A 17,697-nucleotide genomic window follows, 5' to 3' on the forward strand; every position below is an offset into this window, starting at 1 on the left:
TTCTTCATCTTTTTGAAAATACTCCCGCCGGAGGCGGTCAATCTGTCTACACATGAGCCACCTCCATGCCATGCGCGCCGCCCATCATCAGGCCGATCTCATCCACGGTCAGACCTGTGGTCGTGCGTGGCGCGCTCAGGCGTCCTTCATTCAACGCGGCAAAACTGTCCGAGATCTCCATCAGCTCATCCAGATCCTGGCTGATGCAAATGACGGCAGTACCCTTGGCTGCAAGATCCAGAATGGCCTGTCGGATTGAGGCCGCTGCGGCCGCATCCACACCCCAAGTGGGCTGGTTCACCACCAGAACGTCGGGGTTTTGCAACACTTCGCGTCCGATAACAAATTTCTGCAGGTTGCCGCCGGACAGAGACCGGGCCGCATTTTCCGGCCCGGGCGTGCGGACATCAAAGGCCTTGATGATCTTTTCGGCGAAACTCTTCGTCTCGGCCCATTTCAGAAACCCGTTGTTCTCCAGCCCTTCGCGGACCGAACCGGTCAGCAGGGCATTTTCGGTAAGGCTCATATCCGGAGCGGCCGCATGACCCAACCGCTCCTCGGGGGCGGTCAGAACGCCCAGCTTTCGCCGTGCGGTCGGCCCCAATTTGCCAATCGGCTGTCCATTGAACTTGATCGCGTCGGCTGTTGTCTGGATTTCTCCGGACAGCACGCCAAGCAATTCGTCCTGTCCATTGCCCGCAACACCCCCGATGCCCAGAACCTCGCCCTTTCGGACGGTCATATGGACATTCTTCAGCGCGGTCCCGAACTCAGAAGGCGATGGCACCGACAACCCGCTGACATCCAGCGCAACATCCCCAAACTCTCGCCCCGATCGTTCCGGCGTTTGCAGGGTCGAACCGACCATCATCTCGGCCATGTCCCGCGCCGAGGTCTCGGACGGAACGCATTCGCCCACATTCTTGCCCAGACGCAGGATCGTGGCGTGATCACACAGCGTGCGAATTTCTTCCAGCTTGTGCGAGATATACAGGATCGAGGTGCCTTCGGACCGCAATTTGTTCAGCGTCTCGAACAGGATATCAACCTCCTGCGGCGTCAGAACCGAGGTCGGCTCATCCATGATCAAGAGCTTGGGCTCCTGCAACAGACAGCGGATGATCTCCACTCTCTGACGTTCGCCCGCAGACAGATCACCCACCGTGCGATACGGGTCCAGCGGCAGACCGTAGGTTTCGGATACTTGCCGGATACGCGAGGCCAGATCGCCCATGGGTGGCGGGTTCTCCATCCCCAATGCGATGTTCTCGGCCACATTCAGTGCGTCGAACAATGAGAAGTGCTGGAACACCATCGCGATCCCATCAGCCCGTGCGGCACGGGGCTCCGGCGGCGCAAAGGATTGGCCGCGCAACAGCATCGTGCCGCTGTCGGGCTTCACCAGCCCGTAGATCATCTTTACCAGCGTGGATTTGCCGGCGCCGTTTTCACCCAGCAGGGCGTGAACTTCGCCTTCGCCGATGTCAAAGGACACCTGATCATTGGCCACGACGCCGGGATAGGCTTTGGTCAGCCCCTGCAAGCTTAACAATGGAGTGGTCACGCGCTCAGGTCCTTTTTCAACTCGTTCTGCCGGGCAGGGCGCAAAAGCTGCGCCGCGACGCCAACGGCAATCATCTGCGGGTGTTTGCCCAGTGACGGATCACCGATTGGACAGGTTATCCGGCTGATCGGCTCGGGCGAGTGCCCAAGTGCGGCCAGCCGCGATCGGAATCGCGCGCATTTCGTAGCCGAGCCGATCAGCCCGGCAAAGCGGAAATCGTGCAAAAGCAGCCTGTTGCAAAGCTCCAGGTCCAGATTGTGCGAGTAGGTCAGGACCAAATGCTCTGCGTCTCGCGGTGCATGGCGAACCAGTTCTGCTGGCTTGGCGGCCGGAACAGCAGTTACATCCGGCGGCACCGTTTCCGGGAACCGCTCAGGCCCGGTATCGACCCAGGTGATTGCCAGATCGGGCAGAGGGGACAGGACATCGACCAGGGCACGTCCCACATGGCCGGCGCCCCAGATCCACAGATTGCGGGCCGGTGTGTGAACTGGCTCAACCATCCAGCCGTCTAACAACTGAGGTTCGGGTTCGACACCCTGACCCCGGGCTTGCGCCAGCATCCGTTTGACCGACAGCGGCATCACGCCCGTCGAAACCGGGCGAGCGATGATATTGTCATCCAGCCCTGCCACCGCATTCAGATCATAGATCTCGCTGAGCAGCGTCACAGCACCGCCGCAGCACTGGCCCAGATCGGGGCCAAGCGCATGTTGCGTCAGGCGGGACGAAACGGCTTGTGTTCTTGCAGCTTCCGCCGCCTGAAATTCCAAAGTGCCGCCTCCGATCGTGCCGGACTGCCCGTCTTTCCAGACCAGCATCGCGGCCCCGACCTCGCGCGGAGACGACCCCTTGATCCCGGCGATAACCACCCGGACCACCTTGCCGTGGGTATTGACCGCCTCCTTCAAAGCCTCCCGATCAAATCCCATCAGATGCCTCCCTTCATCCTTTGGACGCCGCGCCAGACCTCTTCGGCCGTGGCGGGCGCATCCAGTGCCGGATAGCTGTCCCCGCAAGCCGCCACTGCATTTGACAGTGCCAGCCAGGCGGAAATGCCCAGCATGAAGGGCGGCTCTCCGACCGCTTTCGACCGATAGATCGTGTCCTCGCGGTTTTCGCCATCCCAGAGCGCGACATTGAATATGTCGGGCCGGTCGGAACAGGCCGGAATCTTGTAGGTCGACGGCGCATGGGTGCGCAGATCGCCCTTGCCGTCCCAAACCAGTTCCTCAGTTGTCAGCCAGCCCGCTCCTTGCACATAGCCGCCTTCGACCTGTCCGATGTCCAGCGCCGGGTTCAGCGACGCGCCTGCGTCATGCAGGATATCCGTGCGAAGGATGCGGTTTTCACCGGTCAGCGTGTCCACTGCGACCTCGGTGATCGAGGCCCCGTAGGCGAAGTAGAAAAACGGGCGACCCCGGCCCTTGATCCGGTCCCACTCGATCTTGGGTGTTTTGTAGAACCCGGTCGCTGACAGGCTGATGCGGCCCTGATAAGCCAGCGCGGCAGCTTCGGCGAAGGTATAGCGTTCCTCTCCGACCGATACATGTCCGTCCGAGAATGTCACCGCCGACGGATCGGCCTGATGGCGTTCGGCCAGATAATCGGCCATCCGGTCGCGGATCGTGTCGCAGGCGGCTTTCACCGCCATACCATTCAGATCGCTGCCCGACGAGGCTGCCGTCGCCGAGGTGTTGGGTACCTTCGCGGTATCGGTGGCGGTTATCTTCACCATCTCAAGCGAAATGCCAAAGCGCGACGCGGCGACCTGCGCGACCTTCTGGAACAGGCCTTGACCCATCTCGGTGCCGCCGTGGTTCAGGTGGACCGAGCCGTCTTGATACACATGCACCAGTGCACCCGCCTGGTTCAGGTGGGTCAGCGTGAAGGAAATGCCGAACTTGACCGGGGCAAAAGCGATGCCCTTCTTGATCACTCTGTTCTCGGCGTTCCACTTCTCGATGGCCACCTTGCGTGACGCGTAATCGCTGGTTTTCAGCAGCTTTTTGGTCATTCCGTGCAGTTCGAAATCGCTGACTTCCATGCCGTAGGGCGTGGTGTTGCCGCCTGCGGGCAAGGGGCGCACGGGGGCGTCCCCCATCTCAACAGCGCCGCGGCTGGTCAGGTCTTCGTGCGGATCGGGATGGCCCAGAGGTTTTTCCGCAGGCTCAGCGTCCGCGACAGCATGAGCCGGTTCGTAATAATTCCGGCGGCGCAGTTCGACCGGGTCCAAGCCCAATTCATAGGCTGCGTGGTCCATGACGCGTTCGATACCAACCATACCCTGCGGCCCGCCAAAGCCGCGATAAGCGGTGGCGGATTGGGTGTTGGTTTTCAGCCGGTGGCTTTCGATCCGCGCATTGGGCAACAGATAGGCGTTGTCGGAATGCAGCATCGCACGGTCGGCGACAGGCAGGGACAGGTCCTGCGCCCAGCCGCAAATGGCATATTGCAGGAAGGAAACGCCCTGAATGTGCCCGTTTTCATCGAAACCGGCCTTGTATGCGATACGGAAGGCGTGGCGTTTGCCGGTGATGATCATGTCATCGTCGCGGTCATAGCGCATCTTGCAGGCCTTGCCGGTGGCGCGGGCGGCCACGGCACAGGATACGGCCAGAGCGTTGCCCTGACTTTCCTTGCCGCCAAAACCTCCGCCCATGCGGCGGGTCTCAACACGAACGGCATGCATGGGAACACCCAAGGCATCCGCCACTTTGTGCTGAATCTCGGTCGGGTGCTGGGTCGAGCTGTGCACCAGCATATCCGCGCCCTCATTCGGCACGGCCAGCGCGGCTTGGCCTTCCAGATAGAAATGCTCCTGCCCGCCGATCTCGAACGTGCCTTCGATGACATGCGCTGACCCGGCAATGGCGGCATCAGCGTCACCTTTGGCATAAATACGGGGACCATCTTCGAACCGGCTGTCCGCGGCCAAAGCCTCTTCGACCGTCAGGATCGGGGTTTCTTCGGCATAGTCGATCTTGCCCAGCCGGGCTGCCTTGCGCGCGGCCAGATGGCTGGTGGCGATCACAAGGAAAACGGGCTGGCCAATGTAGTGGATCGTGCCATCCGACAGCAAGGGCTCGTCATGGATCGACGGAGAGACGTCATTCGCAAAAGGCAGGTCGTCGGCGGTCATGACCATGACGACTCCATCGGCAGTTTTTACCGCGGACAGATCCATCGACGTGATCGTACCTTTGGCAATCGGGCTCAAGCCAAAGGCCAGATGCAGAGAACCTTTTGGTGTGGGAATGTCATCCACATAGCGCGCGGTTCCAGAGACATGCAGCGGCGCCGCGTCATGGGGGAGGGGTTTGGTCACGCTCATGCCGACACCTCCAATACGTTTGTGACTTCACCCTGATCTTCGAGGAAATACCTCTCAAGCATCGCTTTTGCGGTCTCCAACCGGTAGGTGGCCGAGGCGCGCATATCCGTCATCGGCGTGAAGTCGTTGGCAAAGGTTGGGATCGCGGCTTGAACAGTCTCATGTGTCCAGGGTTTGCCTGTCAGGGCCGCTTCGACATTCGAAGCGCGCTTGGGAATGCCAGCCATGCCGCCGAACGCGATACGCGCATCAGCGACGACACCGTCTGCCACAGTGATGTTGAAACACCCGCACACGGCCGAGATATCCTGATCGAACCGTTTGCTGAGCTTGTAAGCTTTCAAGCGATCATCCTGGCGCGGGAAACTGACCGCCTCGACGAATTCGCCCGGTGCGCGGTCCTGCTTACCGTAGTCGATGAAGAACTCTTCCAGCGGGATCGACCGGCGCGTGTCACCCTTGCGCAGATGCAGTGTTGCACCTAGGGCAATCAGGGCAGGCGGATTGTCTCCGATAGGCGATCCGTTGGCGATGTTGCCGCCGACGGTGGCCGCGTGGCGCACCTGAACACTGGCGTAGCGGCGGATCATCTCGGCGTAAGAGGGATGCAGGTCGGCCAACGCCTCACCCATGCGGTTCATGTCGACCATCGCACCAAAACGGATTTCGTCATCCGTGATGGTGATTTCTTTCAGGTCGTCACAACGGTTCAGGAATATCACCGGGTCGAGATCCCGCAGTTGTTTCGTGACCCAAAGCCCAACATCGGTCGCGCCGGCAACCAGGGTGGCGTCAGGATGCTGATCATAAACTGCCGCCAGTTCATCCGTTGACCCCGGCAGCATGGGCGTTGTCACCCGCGTCGCCACCGGCTTGTCCTTGACCCAAACCGGAACCTGTTGCGCCTCGGCCGCTGCAGCCGCGCGTATGATTGGTGCGTATCCCGTGCACCGGCACAGGTTTCCGGCAAGCTGTGTGTCGTGATCCGTGGCACCATTGGCGTGACTTGCCACCATCGACATGACAAAACCGGGGGTGCAAAAGCCGCATTGCGACCCGTGCAGATCAACCATCGCCTGCTGAACAGGATGGGACTCGCCGTTCGGGCCGCTGGCACCTTCGACGGTGCGCACCGCTTTGCCGTGTAGTTGAGGCAGGAACAGAATGCAGGAGTTCAGTGCCTTGTGGCCACCCTCATCCGTCACCATGACGGTGCAGGCCCCGCAATCGCCTTCGTTGCAGCCCTCCTTGGTGCCGGTCAGGCCACGATCTTCGCGCAACCAGTCCAGCAGGGTCGCTGTCGGATTGACATCCGCCAGCTCCACTGTCTCTCCGTTCAGAAGAAACGTGATATTCATACGAGAAACCCGTCGCGTTACCCAGTTGCGCCCGTTAGGCCCTCCTTCGATGCGACGTAGAAAGAGTGGCGGGCGGATAGCTTGCCGTCAGATGTTAGAAACAGCGCGCCTTGTCTGGCAAGAAAAACTGCCTGTATGATACACCATTAGGCACCCGCGGCTTGTGAATGTCGCTTTTTCAATAACGGTCAGTCGGTTGTTATTAAAGCGCTTTTTGGTAGAAGGTGCCTGCCATCCCCGAAGCACCTTCTGAAAAAGCCGAATAATCGCCGCCGATTTTTCCGGCATTTCAAAGCTGCGGTTCCCGCTTTTGCAACTCCGCAGGGTGGGATAGCGTAGGCAGCATGAGCAGTTCCCCTCGATTCATTCACCTCCGCGTTCACACAGAATACTCTCTTCTCGAGGGCGCCGTGCGGCTGAAAAAGCTGCCCGCCCTGTGCGAGAAGATGGAGATGCCTGCCGTTGCCGTGACGGACACCAATTCCATGTTCTCAGCGCTTGAGTTTTCGGTAACGGCCAGCGGTGCCGGTGTGCAGCCGATCATGGGCTGTCAGGTCGATCTGACCTATGTGCAGCCGCAACCCGGCGAAAAACCCAAGGCGCCCGCGCCGCTGGTGCTGCTGGCGCAGTCCGAGGTTGGATATGAGAACCTGATGAAGCTCAGCTCCTGCCTTTATGTGGACAAGGGCGGGCAACTGCCGCAGGTCACGTTGGACGAACTGGCCGACCGCTCAAACGGTCTGATCTGCCTGTCCGGCGGTCCCGACGGGCCGGTCGGGCGGTTGCTGCAACAGGGGCAGCGCCCGGCGGCAGAGGCTTTGGTTGACCGATTGGCCGCGATGTTTCCGGACCGGCTTTATATTGAACTGCAACGCCACCCGGTCGAGGACGGCCAGCCCGAAGCGGAACGTCTGACCGAGATTGGCCATGTCGAGATGGCCTATGCCAAGAACCTGCCGCTGGTCGCCACCAATGACGTCTATTTCCCGACCTCGGATATGTATGAGGCGCATGATGCGCTGATCTGTATCTCGGAAGGGGCTTATGTCGACCAGCAGGAAGGCCGCCGCCGCCTGACCGCGCAGCATTATTTCAAGTCGCAGCAGGAAATGGTGACCCTTTTCGCCGACCTGCCGGAGGCGATCGAGAACACGGTCGAGATCGCGCAACGCTGTGCCTTCATGGCCTATCGCCGCGATCCGATCCTGCCGAAGTTCGCAGATGACGAAGTCGCCGAACTGCGTCGCATCGCAAATGAGGGTTTGCAGAAACGTCTGGCCGTGATTCCGCATGCCGTGACGCCTGAGGAGTATCAGGAACGGCTGGATTTCGAACTGGGCATCATCGAAGGGATGGGATTCCCCGGTTACTTCCTGATCGTTGCGGACTTTATTCAATGGGCCAAGGACCACGACATTCCGGTTGGGCCGGGGCGGGGTTCAGGCGCGGGATCGTTGGTGGCCTATGCGCTGACGATTACGGACCTTGACCCGCTACGTTATTCACTTCTGTTCGAACGCTTTCTGAACCCGGAACGGGTCTCGATGCCTGACTTCGATATCGACTTCTGCATGGACCGCCGTGAAGAGGTGATCCGATACGTGCAGCAGAAATACGGGCGCGACAAGGTGGGGCAGATCATCACCTTCGGCGCGTTGCTGTCCAAGGCCGCCGTGCGCGATATCGGGCGGGTGTTGCAGATGCCCTATGGGCAGGTGGATCGCCTTTCCAAGATGATCCCTGTTGAAGGGGTAAAACCCGTTTCCATCGAAAAGGCGCTGAAGGACGAGCCGCGCCTGCGCGAAGAAGCGCGCAACGAAGAGGTCGTGGACCGTCTTCTGACCTACGGCCAGCAGGTCGAAGGGCTGCTGCGGAACGCCTCGACCCACGCGGCGGGTGTCGTGATCGGGGACCGCCCGCTAGACGCGCTGGTGCCGCTTTATCAGGATCCGCGGTCCGATATGCCGGCAACCCAGTTCAACATGAAATGGGTGGAACAGGCCGGGCTGGTGAAGTTCGACTTTCTGGGTCTGAAGACGCTGACCGTGATCCAGAACGCGATGGATCTGATCTTCAAATCCGGGCGGCCCCTGCATGTCGCGGCGGATGGTACGGAACTCTATGAACCCGCCGAGGGGGCGGAAAACCAGATCAACGCCATCCCGCTGGATGACGAGGCCACGTATAAACTCTATTCGGCGGCCAAGACCGTGGCGGTGTTCCAGGTGGAATCTTCGGGCATGATGGATGCGCTCAAGCGCATGAAACCGACCTGCATCGAGGATATCGTGGCCCTTGTGGCGCTGTATCGCCCGGGCCCGATGGAAAACATCCCGACCTATTGCGAGGTCAAGAACGGTCTGCGCGAGATCACCTCGGTTCATCCTCTGATCGATCATATCCTCGAGGAAACGCAGGGCATCATCGTCTATCAGGAACAGGTGATGCAGATCGCGCAGGTGATGGCGGGGTACAGCCTTGGTGGCGCCGACCTGCTGCGCCGCGCGATGGGTAAGAAGATCAAAGAGGCGATGGACGCCGAACGCCCCAAATTCGAAAAGGGCGCAGGCGAGAATGGCGTGGATGCCAAGAAAGCCTCCGAAGTCTTCGACCTGCTCGAGAAATTCGCGAACTACGGCTTCAACAAATCCCACGCCGCCGCTTATGCGGTAGTCAGCTACCAGACCGGTTGGCTGAAGGCGAACCACCCGGTCGAGTTCATGGCGGGCGTCATGAACTGCGATATTCACCTGACCGACAAGCTGGCCGTCTATTTCGAAGAAGTCCGCAAAGGGCTTGAGCTTCCTTTTGTGCCGCCCTGTGTAAACCGCTCGCTGGCGACGTTCGATGTTGTCAACGGAGAGCTGGTTTACGCGCTGGGCGCGCTCAAGAACGTAGGCGTCGAGGCGATGAACCTTGTTGTCGAAGGGCGTGGGGACAAGCCGTTTGTGAACCTCTTTGACTTTGCCCGCCGGGTCGATCTGAAGAAGGTCGGTAAACGTCCGCTGGAAATGATGGCGCGGGCCGGGGCCTTTGATCAGCTCGACAAGAACCGCCGCCGCGTCTTCGAAAGCCTTGAGCAACTGGTGCAGTACTCGGCGGCGATCCACGACCAGAAGAACTCGAACCAGGTGTCGCTGTTCGGTGAGGCCGGGGATGATCTGCCCGAACCGCGGCTTTCCGCGACACCCGACTGGTTGCCGGCAGAACGCTTGAGCGAAGAGTTCAAGGCAATCGGCTTCTATCTTTCAGGCCACCCACTGGACGATTACATGCCTGCGCTGAAGCGCAAGCAGATTTTGACACTGGACGAAGTGACCGAAAAGGCGCGTTCCGGCCCTTTGATTGCCAAGATGGCCGGTGTCGTCGCAGGACGACAGGAGCGCAAGTCAGCGCGCGGCAACCGCTTTGCCTTTGCGCAGCTTTCTGATCCGACAGGAGCTTATGAAGTCACGCTGTTCTCGGATACGTTGGAGAAATGCCGGGAATTTCTGGAAACAGGTGCGCAGGTTGTTCTGACCGCCGAGGCGACGATGGAGTCGGATCAGTTGAAACTGCTCGGGCGATCCGTTGGACCAGTGGACTCGGTGGTGGCCGACGCGGGCGCAACCGGGCTGCGCATCTTCGTGGATCAGCCGCAGGTTCTGCCCACCGTCGCCAGGGTTTTGGAAGACGCTGCCGGTGCAGCCAAGGGCGCGGCGAAGGGGCCGATCCATCTGTGTCTGCTTGACCCGGGCTTGCCTGGGGATGTGGAAATGGATCTGGGGCAGGATTTTCCGATCAACCCGCAGATCAAAGGCGCGATCAAATCGCTGGATGGCGTGATGTCGGTCGAGGAAATCTGACGTCCAACGGCTTGTTGCCAGAAGATTGCCACCAAGCTAGGCTGGAATTCTACCTATATTCATTTGGGTTAAGTCATGGGAGGACGCCAAATGGGGATTTCAGGAAGACGTCTGGGAATACTGGTCGCTGCTGCTGTGGCGTCACTGGCATTGTTGCCCGCAACTCAAGCTTTGGCGGATAAGGACAAGCAGGAAGACGCGCTCAAAGGCGCTTTGATCGGCGCGGGCGTTGGTGCTTTGGTCGGCGATGGCAAGGGGGCCGCTGCCGGGGCTGTTGTCGGGGCCATCATCGGCGCCAATAAAAAGTGACCACCGATCCCAAAATAGGATCGATGCCCAATTTGAGAGGACTTGCCATGCGTTTTCACGGGTTCAAACTGATTTCGATGGTCGCTTTTATCGCCGCGCCGGGAATTGCGCTGGCCGATGACGAAGCGGACCAGATGATGCAGGAGGCGCTGCCGCTGATGTACCATACCTGCGCATCAGTCATCGAAGAGGCAGACGGGAATGACGAGTACGTCCTGGACGTGGTCGGAAAGATGACGGCCCTGTCTCTGTACAATCGCCAGATCGACATCGAACAATACGCCGCGTCCGAGGACGACAAAGCCAAGATGCGCGAAAACTTCCTGGCCGCGCTGACCGAAGGATGCACCGGGGACGAGGATGCGCTGCTGGGCGGTGTTGTGGACAGTGCGGTGAAATCGACGCTGGGACTGTAACCCCTTAGTAATGCGGCGGGCGCTCGTCGCCGAATACGACACCGCCGGATCCTTCCTGCGCGCGCTCAGCCTCACGTTGCAACAGCATCTCAACTCTGCGGGTCAGGCGTTCAATCTCGGTTTGTTGCCGCGTGACAACCGCGTTCAGGTCTTCGACTGTACGGGTCAGGTGGGCGATCTGTTCTTCCAGATGCTGCATGGGTGACTCCTGTCTCTGGGGCAGGTCATAGCGACCCTGTGACGCCGTGGCCAGAGAAAGCGCGCCTTGCCCCGAAACAGACCATGGGATAGACCGCGCGCGGAACAAGAAAACTCCCAAGGACGCCCCACATGGCCAAGCCCAAGAAACAGCCCCGCCCCAAGGCCGAGACGCCGAAAGGGTTCCGCGACTATTTCGGCCAGGAAGTCACGCAGCGCACCGAGATGCTGCGGGCTATTGCGGACGTCTATCATCGGTACGGGTTTGACGCCCTCGAAAGCAGCGCAGTGGAAACTGTCGAGGCGCTGGGCAAATTCCTGCCCGACGTGGACCGCCCGAACGAAGGCGTGTTTGCGTGGCAGGAAGTGGACGAGAACGACAAGGGCGACTGGATGGCCCTGCGGTATGACCTAACCGCGCCCCTGGCCCGCGTTTATGCCCAGCACCGCAACGACTTGCCAACGCCTTATCGCCGTTACGCGATGGGGCCTGTCTGGCGGAACGAGAAGCCGGGGCCGGGGCGGTATCGCCAGTTTTATCAGTGCGATGCGGATACGGTGGGTACGGCCTCGATGGCGGCCGATGCTGAGATTTGCGCCATGCTGTCGGACACTCTGGAAACCGTCGGCATTCCCCGCGGCGACTATCTAGTGCGCGTCAACAACCGCAAGGTCTTGAACGGCGTGCTTGAGGCGATGGGTCTGGGTGAAGACGTAGCTGCCCGCGACAACGTTCTGCGCACCATCGACAAATTTGACAAGGTGGGCGAGCAGGGCGTGCGTGAGTTGCTGACCAAAGGTCGCCTGGACGCCTCGGGAGCGTTCATCGACGGTGTGGGGCTGAGCGATGATCAGGCCGAGCCCGTGATTGCGTTCCTGACCTCGAAAGCGGCGGATACCGTCGGCACGCTGGCCAACCTGCGTACCGCTGTAGGTAACAGCAAGATCGGCGCGGACGGAATTGCCGAACTGGAGCAGATTGGCGCTCTGCTCGATGCAGGTGGGTACGGATCGGATCGGATCGAGATCGATCCTTCGGTCGTGCGCGGTTTGGGCTACTATACCGGTCCGGTTTACGAGGCCGAACTGACCTTCGAGATTTTCGACGAGAAAGGCCGCAAGCGGCAGTTCGGGTCAGTCGCGGGCGGTGGGCGTTATGACGATCTGGTCAAGCGGTTCACCGGGCAGGAAGTGCCCGCAACTGGAATCTCCATCGGTGTCGACCGTCTGCTGGCTGCCCTGCGCGAAAAGGGCCGGATCGCGGCGCGGGCTACCGGCCCTGTGGTTGTCACCGTCATGGATCGTGACCGGATGGCAGATTACCAGGCGATGGTGGCCGAGCTGCGCAACGCAGGCATCCGGGCTGAGGTCTATTTGGGCAACCCCAAAAACTTTGGCAATCAGCTGAAATACGCGGACAAGCGGAACTCTCCGATTGCGGTGATCGAAGGCGGTGACGAAAAGGCGGGTGGCATTGTGCAGATCAAGGACCTGATCCTGGGCGCGAAGATTGCCGAAAGCGCCACGCTCGAGGAATGGAAAGAACGCCCCAGCCAGTTCGAAGTGCCGCGCGGCGATCTGGTCGCCAAGGTGCGCGAAATTCTGAACAGTCAGGACTGACGCATGCCCAACCGCTCTCAGATTCAGGCCCGCGCCGCGATGATGCGCGTCCGGTTCGAGGCCGCCGGGGCACAGGTGGTCGATCCGCCTTTACTGCAATCGGCAGACTTGCTGCTGGATCTCTACGGCGAGGACATCCGGGCCCGGGCCTATGTGACCTCGGACGCGCTGCGCGGCGAACAGATGCTGCGCCCGGATTTCACCCTGCCCGTGGTGCAGATGCACATGAGGGAAGGTGCCGAACCCGCACGCTACACCTATTCGGGCGAGGTTTTCCGGCGTCAGGAACACGATCTGGACCGCGCAAACGAATACATTCAGGTCGGATACGAGGTTTTTGATCGCGACGACCCCGCCGGAGCGGACGCCGAGGTGTTCTCGCTTTTTGCGCTGCAGCTTCGTGGTCTGCCCCTGCGCGCTGCCACTGGCGATATCGGTATCCTGACCGCAGCCGTTCAGGGCCTGAGCACGACGGAACGGCGTAAGGCCGCGTTGATGCGGCACCTGTGGCGACCCCGCCGGTTCCGTGTTCTTCTGGACCGGTTTGCCGGACGTAAACCCGCTCCGGCGGGCCGGGACGCTTTGTTGGACGCGTCCGATCCGATGACATTTGATTCCCCCATGATCGGCAAGCGGCGCGCATCGGAAATCGAAGCCCGCATCGCGGCACTTCGCGAAGACCGCGAGACGCCTCCGATCTCGGACAGCGAACTGGCCGGTCTGGAGACACTGCTGAATGTACGCGAAACGATGCCTTTCGCGCTTGAGCGCTTGCGCGATGTGGCCGTTGATCTGCCGCAGATCACCCCTGCGCTGGATCGGCTCGAGGCGCGGATTGCCTCGCTTCAGGCGCGTGGGGTCGACGTGGAACGGCTGGATTTCGAAGCCGCCTATGGCCGGACATCCATGGAGTATTACGACGGGTTCGTATTTGGCTTCTACGCCGAAGGCCGTCCCGATCTGCCGCCCATCGCAACCGGCGGACGCTACGACGCGCTGACCTGGCAACTGGGCAACGGCGCGGAAATTCCCGCAGTGGGTGGTGTCCTGCGCCCCGACCTGATGCTCGAGATCGAGGAGGGCGCAAGATGAGCCTGAAACTGGGCGTTCCCTCGAAGGGCCGGCTGATGGAAAAGACCTTCGCTTGGTTTGAAAAGCGTGGCATCACCCTGTCGCGCAGTGGATCAGACCGCGAGTATTCGGGTAAGGTCGAGGGGATCGACAACGTATCGCTGATCCTGCTGTCGGCAGGGGAGATTCCGCGGGAACTTGCGGCGGGGCGGATCCATCTGGGCGTGACCGGAACGGACCTTGTCCACGAAAAACTGCCCCGCTGGGAACAACAGGTCGAAGAGATCGCGCCATTGGGGTTCGGAAATGCCGATCTGATTATTGCGACACCTGCCTGTTGGGTCGATGTGGACACGTTGGACGATCTGGATGCTGCAGCGGCGGCGTTCCGCAAGGTGCACGGCCACCGGCTGCGCATTGCCACCAAATATCATCGGCTGGTGCGTGAATTCCTGACCGAGGCGGGCGTGGCCGACTACACTCTGGTCGACAGCCAGGGCGCGACCGAAGGCACGGTGGTGAATGAAACCGCCGAGGCAATCGCGGACATCACGTCAACCGGGGAAACCCTGAGGGCCAACCATCTGAAAATCCTGTCGGATGGACTTATACTGCAGTCCCAGGCGACACTTTGGTGCAGCCGCGTCGCGAACTATGACGCTGACGACAAGGCCGTTCTGTCCGATCTGCTGGACCGGCTGGGCTAATTACAGCACACCAATCTCTGCCAGCGCGCGGTTCAGATCATCGGGCAGGGCATCGTCCTGCTCGCGTCCCTGTGGCAGATCGGCCGGAGTATCCTCGGGTTTGAGATAGCGCCAGCCCTGAAACGGGCGTTTCAGCGCGGTCTGCGTACGGTGTATCTCGGGGTCCAGCACGATGGCACAGCGGCGGATACCGTCTTCTCCGCGTACCTCGTCCAGCCGCAGGATGCGTTGGCGACACTGGATGACGCCCTTGATCACCCAATAGATTGATCCGCCGTTCAGAATTTCGGCCTCACGCTTGGGCCACATACGGGTGACGTGGCGCGGGCAGCCGTCCTCATAAAGCGCTATGCGGCCGTCCTGCCACGCCATCAGCGTGTCGACGCTTTCCGAGCCGACGGAAAGTTTTATGAGGTTTATGTACTTATCCACAGTTTTCCCACAGAGTCGTCCCGAAGTTCATCTTTATATTGTAGCTCGTAAGGCGCAGTCATCAAGGTGTTGTGGCAGGGGCAGGGTTTGGGGTAGTCTGGATACCTCTTTCAGTACAGGGAATCACCAATGAGCCGCTTTGCCGCCCCCATCGCCGAGCAGATCTGGGATATGAAATACCGCTTTAAAAAGGCGGATGGCACGCCCATCGACCAGACGGTCGAGGATTCCTGGCGGCGCATCGCCCGCGATCTGGCGCAGGTCGAAAACGACCCGGCGCATTGGGAGCAGAAGTTTTACGAGGCGCTGGAAGACTTCAAATACCTGCCAGCAGGCCGCATCACCGCAGGGGCAGGAACAGCGCGGCGTGTGACCCTGTTCAACTGCTTTGTCATGGGAACAGTGCCTGACAGCATGGGCGGCATTTTCGATATGCTGAAAGAGGCCGCACTGACGATGCAGCAGGGTGGGGGGATTGGCTATGATTTCTCGACCATCCGTCCGCGGGGCGCGGATGTGCACGGGGTCGCGGCGGACGCATCCGGTCCGCTGTCGTTCATGGATGTGTGGGACGCGATGTGCCGAACCATCATGTCCGCCGGATCGCGCCGGGGCGCGATGATGGCGACCATGCGGTGTGACCATCCGGATATCGAGCAGTTCATCACCGCGAAATCCGACCCGGCCCGTCTGCGCATGTTCAACATGTCGGTGCTGGTGACGGATGCCTTCATGGAGGCGGTCAAGGCGGACGGCCCGTGGGAGCTGATGTTCGGCGACAAGATCTATCACACCGTTCAGGCGCGCGATCTGTGGAACAAGATCATTCAGGCGACCTATGACTATGCCGAACCGGGTGTGATCTTTATCGACCGGATCAATCAGGCCAACAACCTTAGCTACGTGGAAACCATCGCGGCCACGAACCCGTGTGGCGAACAGCCTCTGCCGCCCTATGGTGCTTGCCTGCTGGGGTCGATCAACCTGGCGCGACTGGTGGCAGAACCGTTCGAACAAGCCGCCCATCTGGACGAGGCGGCGATGCAGGAACTGGTCGCCACGGCGGTTCGGATGATGGACAATGTGGTCGATGCGTCGAAATTCCCGTTGGCCGAACAAGCCGCCGAAGCACAGGCCAAGCGCCGTATCGGCCTGGGTGTGACCGGGCTGGCGGATGCTCTGCTTATGCTGGGCCTGCGCTATGGCTCGGACGAGGCGGCGCGTCAGACTGAGCGCTGGTTGCACGCGATAGCCCGCGCCGCGTATCTGGCGTCGGTGGACCTGGCAAAGGAAAAAGGCGCATTCCCCCTGTTCGAAGCCGAGAAATACCTGGCCAGCGGCACGATGCAGAAGATGGATGAAGATGTGCGCGACGCGATCCGCGAACACGGTATCCGCAACGCTTTGCTGACGTCGATTGCACCGACCGGGACGATTTCCCTGTACGCCGGGAACGTGTCGTCCGGGATCGAGCCGGTCTTTGCCTATGCCTACACGCGCAAGGTGTTGCAGAAAGACGGATCGCGAACCGAGGAAGAGGTCGTGGATTACGCCGTGCAAATGTGGCGCGACAAGTTCGGTGACGAGGCGTTGCCAGACTATTTCGTAAACGCACAAACCCTGACACCGCTGGATCATGTGAAGATGCAGGCTGCCGCGCAGAAGTGGATCGACAGCTCGATCTCCAAGACCATCAACTGCCCCGAAGACATCAGCTTTGATGCCTTCAAGGACGTGTACATGCAGGCCTGGGATCAGGGCTGCAAGGGCTGCACCACCTATCGCCCGAACGATGTGACCGGGTCGGTTCTGACCGTCTCGGAAAGCTCGGACAAGGCACCCGGCGAAAGCGCCGACGCCCCACATGAAGCCGACGGTGGCGATGTCATTTATATGTCCGAACCGCTGGACCGCCCCCAATCGCTGGAAGGTTCAACCTACAAGCTGAAATGGCCGGACAGCGAGCACGCGATCTATCTGACGATCAATGACATCGTGATCGCGGGCCGTCGTCGACCATTCGAGGTGTTTATCAACTCCAAGAACATGGAGCACTACGCCTGGACGCTGGCCCTGACCCGCATGATCTCGGCCGTGTTCCGGCGCGGTGGAGACGTGTCCTTCGTGGTCGAGGAACTGAAAGCGGTGTTCGATCCGCGCGGCGGCGCCTGGGTCAAGGGCAAATACATCCCCTCGATTCTGGCGGCGATCGGCGGAGTCATCGAGCAGCACTTGATCAACATCGGCTTTCTTGAGGGCGAAGGCATGGGCTTGAAGTCCGACCCGCAGGCACAGGTGGTGAACATGGACGCACCGCGCGGAAAGGCCTGCCCGTCATGTGGCCAATTCGACATGGTGATGATCGAAGGTTGCATGACATGCCGGAGCTGCGGGCATTCCAAATGTGACGGATGATGCTTGAGGTGCGCTGTGAACCGCCAGGCAATACGAACCCATTTCGGCGGTTTTGGCACCCATTAACGAGGTCAGTAGCGCCTATATTTCGTAAATCTGAGGCCAAAAACGAAAAAAACGCCGGGCCATTAATCGCCGACGCCTTGATTTTTTTGGTTCGAGTTTGCTAGCGCGCGCCGAAACCAGACGATAATTGAGGGCAACAGGCATTAGAAAGCGAAATCTACTGCGCCTGCCGTCAATGTTTGAGTTGCGCGGAAACGAACTTTTTAACGTGCAGACGAACCCAAAACCCAATTTCGGAGGCAGCAGCGGTTGTCCGGGGCAGTTTCACGCAACATGGGCAATAATAATCCTCGCTGATGTTGCAACAGGCAATACGGCGGAGCTTGGAGCCGCCTCAGCAGGTGTCACGAACTGGTTTTGCG

General features: G+C 60.3%; 13 protein-coding genes. 7 read left to right on the forward strand and 6 right to left on the reverse strand.

What is annotated here, in order from left to right; translation table 11 throughout:
- Positions 1 to 46 precede the first annotated feature (46 nt).
- The 4 genes from ACR0CG_RS08735 to xdhA are packed head-to-tail and all read right to left on the reverse strand — an operon-like array spanning position 47 to position 6,256.
- On the reverse strand, positions 47 to 1,564 hold the full coding sequence (locus tag ACR0CG_RS08735) for an ABC transporter ATP-binding protein (RefSeq protein WP_170614851.1): 1,518 nt from the start codon (positions 1,562 to 1,564) through the stop codon (positions 47 to 49).
- Complete coding sequence (xdhC, locus tag ACR0CG_RS08740) at positions 1,561 to 2,496, reverse strand: xanthine dehydrogenase accessory protein XdhC (RefSeq protein ID WP_480524168.1); 936 nt, start codon at positions 2,494 to 2,496, stop codon at positions 1,561 to 1,563. The genes ACR0CG_RS08735 and xdhC overlap by 4 nt, the downstream gene beginning before the upstream one ends.
- Positions 2,496 to 4,898, reverse strand: a complete 2,403-nt coding sequence (gene xdhB / locus ACR0CG_RS08745) for a xanthine dehydrogenase molybdopterin binding subunit (protein WP_480524170.1) — start codon at positions 4,896 to 4,898, stop codon at positions 2,496 to 2,498. The genes xdhC and xdhB overlap by 1 nt, the downstream gene beginning before the upstream one ends.
- On the reverse strand, positions 4,895 to 6,256 hold the full coding sequence (gene xdhA / locus ACR0CG_RS08750; RefSeq protein WP_480524172.1) for a xanthine dehydrogenase small subunit: 1,362 nt from the start codon (positions 6,254 to 6,256) through the stop codon (positions 4,895 to 4,897). The genes xdhB and xdhA overlap by 4 nt, the downstream gene beginning before the upstream one ends.
- A 344-nt stretch (positions 6,257 to 6,600) precedes the next feature.
- Between xdhA and dnaE the strand changes: the two genes are divergently transcribed.
- From dnaE to ACR0CG_RS08765, 3 genes are all read left to right on the forward strand, one after another.
- Complete coding sequence (dnaE, locus tag ACR0CG_RS08755; RefSeq protein ID WP_480524174.1) at positions 6,601 to 10,101, forward strand: DNA polymerase III subunit alpha; 3,501 nt, start codon at positions 6,601 to 6,603, stop codon at positions 10,099 to 10,101.
- Between the two features lie 90 nt (positions 10,102 to 10,191).
- Positions 10,192 to 10,410, forward strand: coding sequence for a YMGG-like glycine zipper-containing protein (locus tag ACR0CG_RS08760; RefSeq protein WP_170614846.1), 219 nt, complete (start codon positions 10,192 to 10,194; stop codon positions 10,408 to 10,410).
- Positions 10,411 to 10,457: 47 nt separating this feature from the next.
- Complete coding sequence (locus ACR0CG_RS08765) at positions 10,458 to 10,826, forward strand: hypothetical protein (RefSeq protein ID WP_480524176.1); 369 nt, start codon at positions 10,458 to 10,460, stop codon at positions 10,824 to 10,826.
- Positions 10,827 to 10,830: 4 nt separating this feature from the next.
- On the opposite strand, the gene ACR0CG_RS08770 is transcribed toward ACR0CG_RS08765, so the two are convergent.
- Positions 10,831 to 11,025: a SlyX family protein gene (locus ACR0CG_RS08770; RefSeq protein WP_170614844.1), complete on the reverse strand. Its 195-nt coding sequence runs from the start codon at positions 11,023 to 11,025 to the stop codon at positions 10,831 to 10,833.
- A gap of 131 nt (positions 11,026 to 11,156) precedes the next feature.
- Between ACR0CG_RS08770 and hisS the strand changes: the two genes are divergently transcribed.
- Genes hisS through hisG form a run of 3 tightly spaced genes read left to right on the forward strand, consistent with a single transcriptional unit; the run spans position 11,157 to position 14,422 of the window.
- Positions 11,157 to 12,644, forward strand: coding sequence for a histidine--tRNA ligase (hisS, locus tag ACR0CG_RS08775; protein ID WP_480524178.1), 1,488 nt, complete (start codon positions 11,157 to 11,159; stop codon positions 12,642 to 12,644).
- A gap of 3 nt (positions 12,645 to 12,647) precedes the next feature.
- Entirely contained in the window at positions 12,648 to 13,736 is a 1,089-nt protein-coding gene (locus tag ACR0CG_RS08780) for an ATP phosphoribosyltransferase regulatory subunit (RefSeq protein WP_480524180.1), read from the forward strand.
- On the forward strand, positions 13,733 to 14,422 hold the full coding sequence (gene hisG, locus ACR0CG_RS08785) for an ATP phosphoribosyltransferase (RefSeq protein ID WP_480524182.1): 690 nt from the start codon (positions 13,733 to 13,735) through the stop codon (positions 14,420 to 14,422). Before ACR0CG_RS08780 ends, hisG begins: the two co-directional genes overlap by 4 nt.
- On the opposite strand, the gene ACR0CG_RS08790 is transcribed toward hisG, so the two are convergent.
- Positions 14,423 to 14,854 carry a DUF1489 family protein gene (locus tag ACR0CG_RS08790; RefSeq protein ID WP_480524184.1) on the reverse strand — a complete coding sequence of 144 codons (432 nt, stop codon included), beginning with the start codon at positions 14,852 to 14,854 and terminating at the stop codon, positions 14,423 to 14,425.
- Positions 14,855 to 14,983: 129 nt separating this feature from the next.
- Here ACR0CG_RS08790 and ACR0CG_RS08795 point away from each other — a divergent pair, with 129 nt between their 5' ends.
- Positions 14,984 to 17,269, forward strand: coding sequence for an adenosylcobalamin-dependent ribonucleoside-diphosphate reductase (locus tag ACR0CG_RS08795; protein WP_480524186.1), 2,286 nt, complete (start codon positions 14,984 to 14,986; stop codon positions 17,267 to 17,269).
- Positions 17,270 to 17,697: the final 428 nt, after the last annotated feature.

It is taken from the genome of Ruegeria sp. AB8, assembly GCF_056542605.1.